Source organism: Kurthia zopfii (assembly GCF_003143955.1).
Taxonomy (GTDB): domain Bacteria; phylum Bacillota; class Bacilli; order Bacillales_A; family Planococcaceae; genus Kurthia; species Kurthia zopfii.
In genome coordinates this window covers 1-12,603 of record NZ_QFVS01000054.1, presented here as the reverse complement: position 1 = coordinate 12,603, position 12,603 = coordinate 1, and the positions used below count along the sequence as shown (strand labels likewise).

15 protein-coding genes are annotated in these 12,603 nt (G+C 36.7%); 10 read left to right on the top strand and 5 right to left on the bottom strand.

What is annotated here, in order from left to right:
* Positions 1-195: 195 nt before the first annotated feature.
* Together DF281_RS13675 and thiD are read right to left on the bottom strand one after the other, a co-directional pair.
* Positions 196-921, bottom strand: a complete 726-nt coding sequence (locus DF281_RS13675) for an ABC transporter ATP-binding protein (RefSeq protein WP_109350823.1) — start codon at positions 919-921, stop codon at positions 196-198.
* 145 nt (positions 922-1,066) lie between these two features.
* Positions 1,067-1,918, bottom strand: coding sequence for a bifunctional hydroxymethylpyrimidine kinase/phosphomethylpyrimidine kinase (thiD, locus tag DF281_RS13670; protein WP_109350822.1), 852 nt, complete (start codon positions 1,916-1,918; stop codon positions 1,067-1,069).
* Between the two features lie 183 nt (positions 1,919-2,101).
* Between thiD and DF281_RS13665 the strand changes: the two genes are divergently transcribed.
* From DF281_RS13665 to DF281_RS13645, 5 genes are all read left to right on the top strand, one after another.
* Positions 2,102-2,704 (top strand): DUF4230 domain-containing protein, encoded by a 603-nt coding sequence (locus tag DF281_RS13665; RefSeq protein WP_166636153.1) that lies wholly within the window; start codon positions 2,102-2,104, stop codon positions 2,702-2,704.
* 5 nt (positions 2,705-2,709) lie between these two features.
* Complete coding sequence (locus DF281_RS13660) at positions 2,710-3,411, top strand: uracil-DNA glycosylase (protein ID WP_109350820.1); 702 nt, start codon at positions 2,710-2,712, stop codon at positions 3,409-3,411.
* A gap of 70 nt (positions 3,412-3,481) precedes the next feature.
* The gene (locus tag DF281_RS13655) at positions 3,482-3,655 is read left to right on the top strand and encodes a uracil-DNA glycosylase (protein ID WP_109350819.1); all 174 of its coding nucleotides are present in this window, start codon (positions 3,482-3,484) and stop codon (positions 3,653-3,655) included.
* The gene (locus tag DF281_RS13650; RefSeq protein ID WP_109350818.1) at positions 3,655-3,936 is read left to right on the top strand and encodes a YwdI family protein; all 282 of its coding nucleotides are present in this window, start codon (positions 3,655-3,657) and stop codon (positions 3,934-3,936) included. Before DF281_RS13655 ends, DF281_RS13650 begins: the two co-directional genes overlap by 1 nt.
* A 15-nt stretch (positions 3,937-3,951) precedes the next feature.
* The gene (locus DF281_RS13645; protein ID WP_109350817.1) at positions 3,952-4,335 is read left to right on the top strand and encodes a DUF423 domain-containing protein; all 384 of its coding nucleotides are present in this window, start codon (positions 3,952-3,954) and stop codon (positions 4,333-4,335) included.
* A gap of 37 nt (positions 4,336-4,372) precedes the next feature.
* Here DF281_RS13645 and DF281_RS13640 read toward each other — a convergent pair whose 3' ends face one another.
* Positions 4,373-5,272, bottom strand: coding sequence for a serine hydrolase (locus tag DF281_RS13640; protein ID WP_166636154.1), 900 nt, complete (start codon positions 5,270-5,272; stop codon positions 4,373-4,375).
* 258 nt (positions 5,273-5,530) lie between these two features.
* Here DF281_RS13640 and DF281_RS13635 point away from each other — a divergent pair, with 258 nt between their 5' ends.
* On the top strand, positions 5,531-6,307 hold the full coding sequence (locus DF281_RS13635; RefSeq protein ID WP_166636155.1) for an HAD-IIB family hydrolase: 777 nt from the start codon (positions 5,531-5,533) through the stop codon (positions 6,305-6,307).
* Positions 6,308-6,366: 59 nt separating this feature from the next.
* On the opposite strand, the gene hemQ is transcribed toward DF281_RS13635, so the two are convergent.
* Positions 6,367-7,137 (bottom strand): hydrogen peroxide-dependent heme synthase, encoded by a 771-nt coding sequence (gene hemQ / locus DF281_RS13630; RefSeq protein ID WP_109350814.1) that lies wholly within the window; start codon positions 7,135-7,137, stop codon positions 6,367-6,369.
* 267 nt (positions 7,138-7,404) lie between these two features.
* On the opposite strand from hemQ, the gene lipL reads away from it, so the two are divergent.
* From lipL to DF281_RS13610, 4 genes are all read left to right on the top strand, one after another.
* Positions 7,405-8,244 (top strand): octanoyl-[GcvH]:protein N-octanoyltransferase, encoded by an 840-nt coding sequence (gene lipL / locus DF281_RS13625; RefSeq protein ID WP_109350813.1) that lies wholly within the window; start codon positions 7,405-7,407, stop codon positions 8,242-8,244.
* Between the two features lie 66 nt (positions 8,245-8,310).
* Positions 8,311-8,580 carry a YuzB family protein gene (locus DF281_RS13620; protein ID WP_109350812.1) on the top strand — a complete coding sequence of 90 codons (270 nt, stop codon included), beginning with the start codon at positions 8,311-8,313 and terminating at the stop codon, positions 8,578-8,580.
* Between the two features lie 137 nt (positions 8,581-8,717).
* Positions 8,718-10,007 (top strand): HD domain-containing protein, encoded by a 1,290-nt coding sequence (locus tag DF281_RS13615; protein ID WP_109350811.1) that lies wholly within the window; start codon positions 8,718-8,720, stop codon positions 10,005-10,007.
* A 16-nt stretch (positions 10,008-10,023) separates the two neighbouring features.
* Positions 10,024-10,524 (top strand): YwgA family protein, encoded by a 501-nt coding sequence (locus tag DF281_RS13610; protein ID WP_109350810.1) that lies wholly within the window; start codon positions 10,024-10,026, stop codon positions 10,522-10,524.
* Positions 10,525-10,944: 420 nt separating this feature from the next.
* On the opposite strand, the gene DF281_RS13605 is transcribed toward DF281_RS13610, so the two are convergent.
* Positions 10,945-12,269 (bottom strand): IS3 family transposase gene (locus DF281_RS13605; RefSeq protein WP_109350809.1). Its coding sequence is split into 2 segments (ribosomal slippage): positions 10,945-11,891 and positions 11,891-12,269, totalling 1,326 coding nucleotides; the frame shifts between segments, so codons are not numbered across the junction.
* Positions 12,270-12,603: the final 334 nt, after the last annotated feature.

Below are 12,603 nucleotides of genomic sequence, written 5' to 3'. Positions count from 1 at the left end.
ACAAACCGTAGGAACTACGGGGTTAGCTCGGTCAAATAAGAGAAACCGCTGCAAGTAAAGAAATACACTTGCAAGTACGCTCTATTCCCAAGAAGCTCCCACTTCAAGCGTGAAGAACCGCAAGGTTAAGCTAAGTGGTGAGTAGTTCACCTCTCCGTAATTGTTGCAAAATACGTGTTACTAAAGCGCGAATTCTCATTTTTCGACACCTCCTGCATGTAAAAAGACATCATCCAATGAAACGACACCGAATTGCTCAAGTAGTTCACTCGGTGAGCCGTTTGCGATAATACTACCTTCACGCAACATTGCCAGCTCATCACATTGAGCAGCCTCATCCATCGCATGGGTCGTCACTAAAATCGTCTTGCCGTTATTTTTCAAATGGATTAGCTCATGCCAGATTTTCTTTTTCAACGCAGGATCAATGCCGACAGTAGGTTCATCTAAAATAAGCAATGGTGGATCTTGGATTAGTGCGATTGCTAAAGATAATCTACGTCGCATGCCGCCTGAATAAAGACCAACTTTTCTTTTTAAAAATGGCGTTAAATCAACTAGCTCTGCTACATATTCAATTCGTTCCTGTAATTTCTTCTTATTCAGATGGAACATACTCCCGAAGAAAGAGAGATTTTCATGACCGGTTAAATCGGTATAAAGTGCGTCAGCTTGAGCCATATAGCCAATTTGATAAAGTAATGGTTCATGAGGAACTTCATGTTCTAAAACTGTGATTGTCCCTTCATCAGCGGGAAGCATGCCGAGCATCATCTTAATAATCGTCGTTTTCCCTCCACCAGAAGGTCCGATTAAACCGAAAATAGAACCATCTTTCACATCTAGATTCAGTTGATGAATGATTTTCGTCTTTTGAAATGACTTCGAAACATTTTGTAGATGAATTGCCAATTGAACCACCTCCAGATTTCTTTCATTCTACTTGAAAATGGGTAAAAAAGTAAAAATAAAATGGGGATCAAATAGTATATTCCCACTTGTAGACGGAAAATAATCTTAATAGAACAAAAAAAAGAAGCCGTACGAAACGACTTCTTCACAAATATTATTTTACTGAAATTGGAGCAAGTTCTTTAATTGTTACTGTTGGAGCGCCGTGAATATTTTTCGCAGCGTGAAGAACTGGACCAACGAATTGATTCAATTTCCAACCATGTTGGATTCCTGCAGCTACGAATTCCTTCGCTTCAAATACAGATTCTTTCACTGAAAGTCCTTTTGCTAAATTCGCAGTTACTGAAGCTGCGAAAGTACAGCCAGCACCGTGGTTATAAGAAGTATCCACTTTCGCTGTTTCTAAAAGATAATGCTTTTCGCCATCATAGAATAAGTCGAATGCTTGATCATGATCGATGCCACGACCACCTTTGATTACGATGTTTTTCGCACCAAGAGCATGGATTTTTTCTGCAGCAATTTGCATTTCTTCAATTGTTTTTGGTGTTTTCACACCCGCTAGTTGCCCAGCTTCGAAAAGATTTGGCGTAGTTACTGCCGCTAAAGGCATTAAATATTTGATCATAGCATCTACATTGCCTGGATTTAGTACTTCGTCTTCACCTTTACAAACCATTACTGGATCGATGACAACATTTTTTACGCCAGAATTTTTAATCGCTTCACCAGAAACTTCGATCACTTCCTCCGTAGAAAGCATTCCTGTTTTTAGTGCATCAACACCTGTTGAGAAAGTTGTTTTTAATTGAGCTTTTAAGACATCCGTTGGTAAAGTGTAAACGCCATGTGACCAGTTATTGTCTGGGTCCATTGTTGCGATTACTGTTACAGCAGCAAGACCATATGTGCCGTGTGCTTCAAAAGCTTTTAAATCTGCCTCTAAACCTGCGCCACCAGAAGCGTCCGAACCTGCGATTGTTAATGTTTTAAATAGAGCCATGTAAATCTCTCCCTTTATATAAAAGTCGTATTTATCAGAATACTCCTATCTTAAATCGAAACTGGCTCGAATGAAATGGTCAAAATCGAAGTTTTTTATAAGGTCAGTTTTCAAAAGAGAACCTTTTCTTCTTTCTCATAAATAATTTATAATAGAAGAAGGACATTTGAAGGAGGAACAATTTTGAAACGTAAATTAAAATGGGGAATCGCAATCATCCTCATTCTTATTATAGGAGCGACCGTTGCTGTGACGAAATTTTTCGGAGGCGAAACACGTCAAACAGAAGAAGCGGTTGTCGAGAAAATTAATAATTTGAATGAATTAACAGCGGCTGAATCTTATACGAAAGTCGTCATCGAACGTGAAAATAATAAAATCTTCGGTCAGGAAATCGGTTTGAATATTCCAGGAACGAAGCAAAAAGTATTAGTAATCGTACCAGGTACTGTTAGAGCGGGCATTGATTTGGACAAAATTACGAAAAAAGATGTTGAAGTTGATGAACGCAAAAAGACCATTGAACTGACATTGCCAAAACCAACTGTTCAAGGTCAGGCGGCGCTCGATTTGAAAAAAGTAAAAGTCTTTTCATCAGAAGGGCTATTCCGAGATGAAGCGACGATTAAAGATGGCTTCAGTTTAGCAAAAGAAGCACAGGAACAAATGGTGAAAGAAGCGATGACACAAGGGTTATTGGAAACTGCTGAACGAAATACCGAGCGTTCAATGGCAAATATGTTTGAGCTTGTCGACTATAAAACCGTTGTTCATTTTAAGGAGTAATGTAGATGTTAACGAACAATTTACCGCAAGATTGGCAGCAGAAATTACGAAATGTACTCGAATCAAAATCTTTCGAAGCATTAGCTGAATTTGTGGAAGAAGCGTATGAAACGACAGAAGTTTTTCCGCCGAAAGATCAAGTATGGCAAGCCTTTCAATCAACACCTTATGATGAAGTAAAAGTCGTCATACTCGGGCAAGATCCTTATCATGATCATGGACAAGCGCATGGACTGAGTTTTTCAGTGAAAGAAGGCGTGAAAATCCCACCAAGCCTGCGCAATATGTATAAGGAATTGGCGTCGGATTTACAAATTCCAGAACCGCAATCGGGCAATTTACAACATTGGGCGGATCAAGGCATTCTACTATTAAATACAGTATTGACGGTGGAAGCACATAAAGCGCATTCGCATAAAGGACGCGGCTGGGAAGTCGTAACAGATGAATTAATTCGCCAATTGAATAATCGTGAAAAACCGGTGATTTTTGTATTATGGGGAAAACCAGCGCAACGGAAAAAAGCGTTAATTGATACAAATCGCCATTTCATAATTGAAAATGTTCACCCAAGTCCATTAAGCGCGTATCGAGGATTTTTCGGAAGTAAACCGTATTCAGCGATCAATAATCAACTGATGGCATGGGGGCAAAATCCGATTGATTTCAATTGTCCAAATGATGAACAACTTCATTTACAATTGTAGGAATTTCTTCTGAATAACTTTAAGACACGAAAATATAATGGTAAAGTGAGTAAGAGAGGTGGTTTTTTCGATGAAACCGAATTGCTTTTCTTGTCAGCATTTTATGGTGACATGGGATCCAGCAAGTCCACGAGGCTGTAGAGCATACGGCTTTAAAACGAGAGAGCTACCAACAGCAGTAGTTAAAAAATCATCAGGCATGGACTGTCTGAAATATGAAGCGAAACAGCGAGGGGCAAAGTGATGATTTCATACGAGATGATATTTGCTGAAATTGAAAAGCAAATTCAATTTGCGAAAGATGGTACTTCAGACCAAAAATCGCGTGAATCTTTAGCGGCGATTAAAGCATTATGTGATGTCGCATTACAAAGTAAGGAATCACAAGTAACGAGTGCAGCGTCAACGACGTATGTTGCGCCACCACAAACAGTAGTACCACCTCAGCAATCTGTTGTAACAACTTCTCAAGTGAATAAAATACATGAAGAAGATGCAAATGGTGACTCACTTTTTGACTTTTAGAGAGGACGGAAAAAGATGAAAAAATTCATTATGCTTGGCGGCTTTATGGCATTACTATCAGTAGGTTTAGGTGCATTTGGAGCGCATGCCCTATCTGATTTCTTAGAAACAAAAGGATATGTAGATGTTTGGGATAAAGCAGTAACATATCAAATGTCTCATGCACTTGGCTTAATTTTAATTGGTATTTTAATGAGTAAAAATATTTTTGGCCCTGTAAAACAATTAAATTGGGCTGGATACTTACTTTTAGTAGGGATCATCCTATTCTCAGGTAGCCTATATGCAATGGCGCTTTCAGGCGTAAAAGTTTTAGGCGCGATTACACCAATCGGCGGCGTAAGTTTCCTAGCAGGTTGGATTTTAGTAATGCTTGCAGCGAATAAACACGCGAAATAAGCAAAACGACTACCCAGTTTCGGATGGGTAGTCGTTTTTAGTTTGGTTGATGCGTGATCGTGATGAATGCGATTTTGATTCGATCGATTATCGATAAATCATTCCTTTTATTAAAAGCTTCATGGTTTTTATGAATAATTTCAGTAATGTCAGCGATGACTTCATTTGAATAAGCATAGTCAAAACCATACGTCATAACTGAAAGAGTGTAAGGGGATTTCGCATACACTACACCATAATCATGGGATACTTGGTCAATAGGCATCATGCCAACTTTGTGCGCGACTTGTAGTTCTCCCAATCTCTGTGGGAGTGCATCATTGTAAACTGTATTTTGTAAATAATCGTCTAACAGTTGCCCATGATCACTTCGAAAACTGTAACTATACAATTTTTTCGCAAAAATATTTAAGTCGTTTGTAGAAGTATAACTATAAGCTTCAGTCGCATTATTTCGTGCGCCAAGATTATTCATATATTCACTGAAATTGTGTTGTCCAACTCTCTCAACTAACATAGCAAAAGCGATATTATCACTATATTTCATTGATTTCGAAAGCAATTCTTTGATTGTAAACTGTGTACCGAATGAATCATTTTGGATTACGCCACTACCGCCGACATAGTGGTGATTTTGATATGTTAATTTTTGATTCAAGTCAATTTCTTGAGCGTCAGCAAGTTCCATTATGTATAACGCTAAAGGTAATTTAACCGTACTTGCAGCAAAATAAGTCGCGTCAGGTCTATATGTATATTTTTCTTGTGAAATCATATTTTCATACGTGATGGATACTTCGCCACCTACTTTTTCCAAGTAATGATCCAGATCATTTTTCACAGATGAATTAAACGTTGTAGAACTACTCGCTAGGCTCGTGAGCGGGGACATATTGAAAAATAGGATAATGAGTAAAAGACTAAATATTTTTTTCAACTTTAAAATCTCCTTAATATTCATGATATACCACAATTTCACTACTTAAAGTCCTGGTTTTCATTAATAAATTCATTACTTTAGTATTAATAAAATAAGGTTTTTTTGTGAATAATTGCAATTAAGGTCGAAAGAATTAGTTGCTACTAACTTTCACGGATTTTATTTTTTAATCAAGTGCTTTTACAATGGTGTTAAAATAGAACTTAAGGGGTATTATTTTTAAAATGACCTCTGAAAGTAAGAGTTAAGAAAGAAGTGGTATATTTGCGATTTGTCTTTGATTTGGAGGGAACTATTGTTTTTAATGACGAAAAAGTGAGTCCTTATTTGACGGAGATGCTGACATTTCTTTCTGAAAAAGGACATGAAACGATTTTTGTTTCTTCCAAGTCGATTCGCGAAATGTTGACGTTAGTGGATAAGCGATTTCATCAATATAAAATGATCGGTGGAAATGGAGCGGTGATCTGTTCTAGAGGGAATATTGAGCAAATTGTCGCCTTTTCAACTTCCATGTTTTCGAAAATAAAGGAATTAATTTGTGATTTTGACGCGACCTATCTCATTGAAAGCGATTGGGATTATTCATACACAGGCGGGGCATATCATCGTGTTGTAAATGATGTGGATCCGCAGAAATTAGCCGAGAATTTTGCCATTGATGATTTACCAACAGCATGGAAAATTACAATATTAAGTGCTTCCAATCGTAAAAGTTTGTTGGAGAAGCTAGAACAACTAAACGTCATCACGAAACAAATTGACGATGGAGAAATGTTTGAAATTACGCCAAGAGGATTAAGTAAATGGAATGCATTGAGAACATTTGGTGTTCAAAAAAACACATTTCTCGTATATGGCAAAGATGAAGAAGATTTAGCGCTATTTGAAAATGCTCAATTTACAGTATTAGTTGGCGAAAACCCTGCATTAGCAGCTTTTGCGGATGAACAATTATTAATTGATGACCGAATTGAAGCGAAAATTGTCGAGTCTGTAAAAAGATTAAGTGCAAAATTTTCTTTATACTAAGACGCATGAAATCAAAAGAAAATCCCACACTACATAAATTGTAATGTGGGATTTTTTATTTATACAGAAAGCATTTTTACTAATTTTTCGTTATCTAAAATATTTCCAACGAAGAACTCACCGAATTCTGCATAACGAGCAGAAACTTCGTCAAAACGCATTTCGTAAATTAATTTTTTGAACTCAAGTACATCGTTTGCGAATAGTGTAACGCCCCATTCGTGGTCATCGAAACCGATTGAACCAGAGATGATTTGTTTCACACGACCAGCATATCCGCGGCCAATCATACCATGGCTGCGCATCATTTCACGACGTTCATCCATATCTAACATATACCAGTTAGCGCCTTTTTGACGACGTTTGTCCATTGGATAGAAGCAAATATGATTCCATCGAGGAAGCTCTGGATATAGGCGAGCGCGAACGTGAGGATTTTGATACGGATCTTCTGCAGGTGCATCGCTATCTTCATTTTTCTTGCTTGCTAAGTAGTTTGAAAGTTCAACAACAGATACATATGAATAAGTAGGAACTGTGAAATCAGCAATTGCCAATTTATTAAATTCTGTTTCTAATTCATTTAATTCTTCCATTGTTTCACGTAAAGTCATCAGCACGAAATCGGCTTTTTGACCAACAATTGAGTAAAAAGCATGTGAGCCAGTTTTAGCAACATCTGCTTCATTAAGTTTTTCTAAGTATTGGATCAATTCTTCTACAGCTTCTGTACGTTCCTTTTCTGAAACGAGTTTCCAAGAAGCCCAGTCCATTGAACGGAATTCATGTAAAACGTACCAACCATCTAGTGTTTGTGCAGCTTCAATCATGTAGAACACTCCTTTTAAATTGAGATTCAATCATAGGTATTATAGCATTTTTAAGCACATCAGTTGTGAATGAATGTTGAATTTCCTCATTTTCATATCTCAAAAAACTAATATACTGTGTTCTTGCTACAGTATAAAAAAGTAAAACGTTGGCACAGTCCGTATTTGCTGAATTTCACTGTATTTTTGCGTGGACACAATTTGTCACAATTCAATTCATGGTATGCTAGTATGATAAAATAAAGAAAAAGTACGGGAGAAGTAGATATGACACATTATTTAACACAGAAAACATGGCGTTTATGGGATCAATCGGTGAGTGGCCTTACACAATCGCCATTAGAATCATTTGCAGCAGATGACACGCTTTGCCACTTAGTCGGGCAAGGGATGAGCGCACCGACAATTCGCACTTGGGTTCATGATTCTTCGGTTGTACTTGGCATTCAAGATCATCGACTACCGTTCGTTCATGCGGGCATGGATTTACTTGAAGAAAGAGGTTATAAGCCGATTGTTCGAAATTCAGGAGGGCTTGCGGTCGTTTTAGATCCGGGTATTTTAAATATTTCCATCGTCCTATCTGAAGAACAAGGGAAGATCGATATTAATTCAGGCTACGATGTCATGGTGGAATTGATTAAAGCATTGTTCCCACAAGCAGCCGATCGAATTGAAGCATATGAAATTGTCGGTTCTTACTGTCCGGGAAGTTATGATTTAAGTATTGATGGGAAGAAGTTTGCAGGTATTTCACAGCGTAGACTTCGACAAGGGATTGCGGTGCAAATCTATCTTTCGATTGAAGGAAGCGGCGCTGAACGTGCAAAATTGATTCGTGATTTTTATGAAGTCGCTTTGCAAAATGAGCAGACGAAATTTCAATATCCTAAAGTGAAACCAGAAGTGATGGCTTCATTATCAGAACTTTTGGAGGAAGAATTGACGGTTTCACAAACTGTTCAAAATCTGCAAAAATTCCTATACGAACATTCCGATGAACTGTTGATGGGTGGTTTACAACAGGATGAATTAGAGCAGTACGGATTTTATTTACAACGTGTTTTTGAGCGAAATCAGAAGATGTTAGCACCTGTAGAAGGTTGATTATTCGAGAGATAGTAGCTAAAATTAACGTTAATGAAATTAGATATAGAAGGGACTGTCGACACTATGGCAAACGAATTTCGTGTTTGCGACGAATGTCAGGCTGTTAACCTTAAAACATTAATTCCAAAATTAAAAGCGATTGACCCAAATGCGGAAATCGACATTAAATGCCACTCTTATTGCGGACCGGGACTTAGAAAGACATTTACTTTTGTCAATAATCGCCCATGCGCTGCACATACGGAAGACGAATTAATTCCAAAGGTTATCAAAAAATTAAAATCTCAAAAGAAATTACCTGAAGGATTCATTGAACCAGAAGGAATGGAATAGAGTGAATTGTACCTTGCTAGAGCGACAGATGAAGCTGTTTTTTCTAGTGGGGTACTTTTCATTAGCGAGGATCGTTTTGGTGTAAAAAGGAAGCAGTTTTCGTTACAATGATACAAAAGAAAAGTCGGAGGTGTGAGATGGAATACGCAACACAAAAACTAGCAGAAGAAAAGGTTTTTAAAGACCCTGTTCATCGTTACATACATGTTCAAGATCAGTTGATTTGGGATTTGATCGCTACGAAAGAGTTCCAAAGATTACGTAGAATTAAACAACTAGGAACGACCTATCTCGTATTCCATGGAGCGGAACATAGTCGCTTTAGTCACTCATTAGGCGTTTATGAAATCGTTCGTCGTATGGTGGATGATGTATTTGTTAATCGCCCTGAATGGGATAAATCTGAGCGTTTAGTCGCTCTATGCGCAGGTTTACTACATGATTTAGGACATGGCCCGTTCTCACACGCATTTGAGCATGTTTTTGATTTAGATCATGAGCAATTTACGAGAAGAATTATTTTAGGAAATACCGAAGTGAATGAAGTGTTGAGCCGCGTGTCGGATCAATTTCCACAAAAAGTTTCGGAAGTTATTGCGAAAACATATCCCAATAAACAAGTTGTTAGCTTAATATCGAGCCAGATTGATGCGGATCGAATGGATTACTTACAACGTGATGCTTATTTCACTGGCGTTAGCTACGGACATTTTGATATGGAAAGAATTCTTCGTGTCATGCGTCCACAACCAGATCAAATCGTCATTAAATCAACGGGTATGCACGCCATCGAAGATTATATTATGAGTCGCTATCAAATGTACTGGCAAGTGTACTTCCATCCTGTATCACGTAGTGCAGAAGTGATTTTGAAGAAAACTTTGGAACGAGCAAAGTTTTTATACAAAGACGGCTATGACTTTAAGATATCGATTGATCATTTCACCAGTTTCTTTGAAGGAAATGTGAAGCTTGCAGATTATATCGCACTTGATGAAAGTATTATTATGGCTTATTTCCAATTTTGGACGAAGGAAGAGGACGCAATTTTGCGTGATTTAAGTACGCGTTTTTTAAATCGAAAATTATTCAAGTTTACAGATGTCGATCCTGCGAAAGATTGGGAAAAACTCGTGCAATTGGAGAAATTATTTGATGAAGCGGGACTTGATCCAAACTATTATTTAGTAATGGATTCATCTTCGGATTTACCTTATGATTTTTATCGTCCAGGTGAAGAAGGCGAAAGAGTGCCGATCTATTTACAATTACCGAATAAAGATTTGAGTGAATTATCACGTTCATCTGATATTGTAGATGCCATTTCAGGAAAAAGAAGAACGGATCATAAATTATATTATCCGAAAGATTTATTAGACGTAAATAATCCGATTCATGAGAGGATTATCGCTATTTTAGATGCATAAAAAGGAGGCAAAGTTCTTGTTACAAGATCACGCAAAAGTAGTACAATTCGTGTCACTTGCAGGAGAAGTCACTGGCAGAAAGAAATTACAAAAAATGATATTCATTGCGAAAAAAATGAATTTTTCATTCCAAGAGAAGTATTCATTCCATATGTATGGACCATATTCTGAGGAATTGACTGTCCGCGTTGAAGAACTTTGCAATTTAGGCTTTATGACAGAGAGAAAAGAAGATAAAGGTTCGTACGTGCAGTATTGCTACGCGCCGACTGAATCAGGCAAAGAATTCACCTCTATTTTAGGAGAAGAAAATCCTCGCTTAAAATCAATCATTGAAAAAATGAATGCAAAAAGTTCACGTTTTTTAGAATTGGTCGCAACGCTTTTATACTTTGATGATTTGAAAAGAGAAGAGCAAATAGAAAAAGTGAAAATCGTAAAAGCTAAATTGAACTATTCAACAGAAGAACTTCAATCAGGTATTACATTTATTTATCAACATTCTACCGAATGTTGATAAATGTAAAAATATTACAACAAATTCTTTTTATTAAAGTTCATCACGCCACTAATAAAAAAACAAATAGATACTATTACAAAAAATGTAGAAGTGTTAAAAAAAATTTCATTAGAATACATAGTGAGTAAAGGTATATTTTCTCTCCCATGATATATAGGACTAATTTCAAATAATAATGATTTTAATTTAAACGCTCTTTTAAATGTAATACCTGTAATCAATACAATTACAAAAAAACTTGTACATGTAATTATTCGAATCGTTTTATTCAACAAATTTTTATACATATACTTGTTTAAATAATTAATCGTCATGGTCATAAAAATAATAATAAATGGAAATAAATAAAAGAAACCAATTAACCCAAAATGAACTGAACCCTATTTCTCGGACAGTTTAAAAAAAGATACTCTGTCTTTATGCAGCGATTAGATGACTTCGGAATTGTTCCGGAGTCATCTTTTTTAGACTCCATTGCTTGCGTGTTGAATTATAATGCTCCATGTATTCGTCCACCATTTTCTTCAATTCCAATAGGTTTTGTGCTTCTTGATAATCTACTTCATCCTTAAAGTGCCCAAAGAATGATTCCATAGGTGCGTTATCTAAGCAGTTTCCACGGCGTGACATGGATTGGTTTAATCCTATTTTCTTTACACGTACTTGATATTCCGGGTGAGTGTAATGGAATCCTTGATCCGAATGAATTATCGCTTCTGGATGAAGGTTTCCATCTAACGCTTCTTCTAATTTTTCTAAAGTACGATATACAATACTCATTTTTAAACTTGTTGATAGTTCATAGGCAATAATTTCACGCGTTGCTACATCTTTTACGCAAGATAGGTAAGCGGTCTGACCACGGTATTTTAAATAAGTAATATCTGTTAAAAATACTTTTCCTGGTTCATCTTGCTTAAATGCTCGATTCAAGTGATTAGGGACCATCCGATGGACTTGCGTTGCTTTCGCAATATTTCTATATGGATTTGCACGACGAACTTTCGCAAAGAAATTAAACTTCCTCATTAATCGTAGAATCTTTTTGTGGTTCATTGGTGTCACTAATAGTTCTACTAATGTCATGTAAAGTCCACGATAGCCAATTTTCCCTTTAAAAGCATCGTAGATCGATCTTAATAATAAATAATCTTCATAGTCCTGTTCTTCCCGAATCGCCTGTCTTTCTGAATTTTGAAGCCACGCGTAGTAGCCACTCCGGCTCACATCAGTTAATTCACAAAGATAACGCGTCATATTTTTCAATTGATATTTTCGAATAACTTCGTTAATTACTGCGTATTTTTCATGTGGTTTTAAAACCGTTTCTTCGCCAACCTCTCGAGTTCCTCTAGCTTTTTTAGTAATTCTAACTCAGCTTCTAGATACTTAATACGTGCTTCTGCCTTTTCTAATTTTTTCTCAGATGAAACATCTTTGGAAGAAGGGCGACCGGTGCTTCCTTTCCCTCGTCGTTCTTCTAAAAATCCTTGTTCGCCATAGGTTTTAAATGTTTTTCTCCAACGACTTAACGACGATTTAGCTTTCTTAACTCCAATAATTTCTAAATCAAATCCATTTTCGATAAAGATTTGCGAAGGTCCTTTACCCATCAAATTTTCTTGAACTGCACATATTTTAAACTCAGCTTTATATTGAATAGCGCGATCGGATATGGATGCGACATTTGGATTTAATTCTAGTTGTCTTCTTTGATGTTCGTTAAAAAGTATTTTACTCATAAAAATCTCCCATTCCAAGTTATTATTTTCTAGTATAACTGGTTTTGAATCATAAAAACCCCGAATAAGGTCACTTTTATTAAAGTGTCCATTATTCGGGGTTCAGTTCAAAATTCCCATTCCCTCCTATTTTATGAGTCGGAGAAACAGATGTCAGATTTGCGAAAATAATTACACCGATCGTTATAATCGCACTCAATATATAAGTGAGTTAATTTCATAATTCCAATCCCTTTGTTATCAAGGGGTAAAATTAAATAAAAATGAGGCACCTCCCCAAATTCGGTATAATGGTAGCGACTAAACAACCCACCCGAAAGGAATGATGCCTCAT

Excerpts from the sequence above, each read along its gene's own strand:
- lipL (WP_109350813.1), top strand. The coding sequence starts at position 7,405 with ATGACACATTATTTAACACAGAAAACATGGCGTTTATGGGATCAATCG.
- DF281_RS13645 (WP_109350817.1), top strand. The coding sequence starts at position 3,952 with ATGAAAAAATTCATTATGCTTGGCGGCTTTATGGCATTACTATCAGTA.
- hemQ (WP_109350814.1), bottom strand. The coding sequence starts at position 7,137 with ATGATTGAAGCTGCACAAACACTAGATGGTTGGTACGTTTTACATGAA.
- DF281_RS13650 (WP_109350818.1), top strand. The coding sequence starts at position 3,655 with ATGATTTCATACGAGATGATATTTGCTGAAATTGAAAAGCAAATTCAA.
- DF281_RS13660 (WP_109350820.1), top strand. The coding sequence starts at position 2,710 with ATGTTAACGAACAATTTACCGCAAGATTGGCAGCAGAAATTACGAAAT.
- DF281_RS13615 (WP_109350811.1), top strand. The coding sequence starts at position 8,718 with ATGGAATACGCAACACAAAAACTAGCAGAAGAAAAGGTTTTTAAAGAC.
- thiD (WP_109350822.1), bottom strand. The coding sequence starts at position 1,918 with ATGGCTCTATTTAAAACATTAACAATCGCAGGTTCGGACGCTTCTGGT.
- DF281_RS13655 (WP_109350819.1), top strand. The coding sequence starts at position 3,482 with ATGAAACCGAATTGCTTTTCTTGTCAGCATTTTATGGTGACATGGGAT.
- DF281_RS13620 (WP_109350812.1), top strand. The coding sequence starts at position 8,311 with ATGGCAAACGAATTTCGTGTTTGCGACGAATGTCAGGCTGTTAACCTT.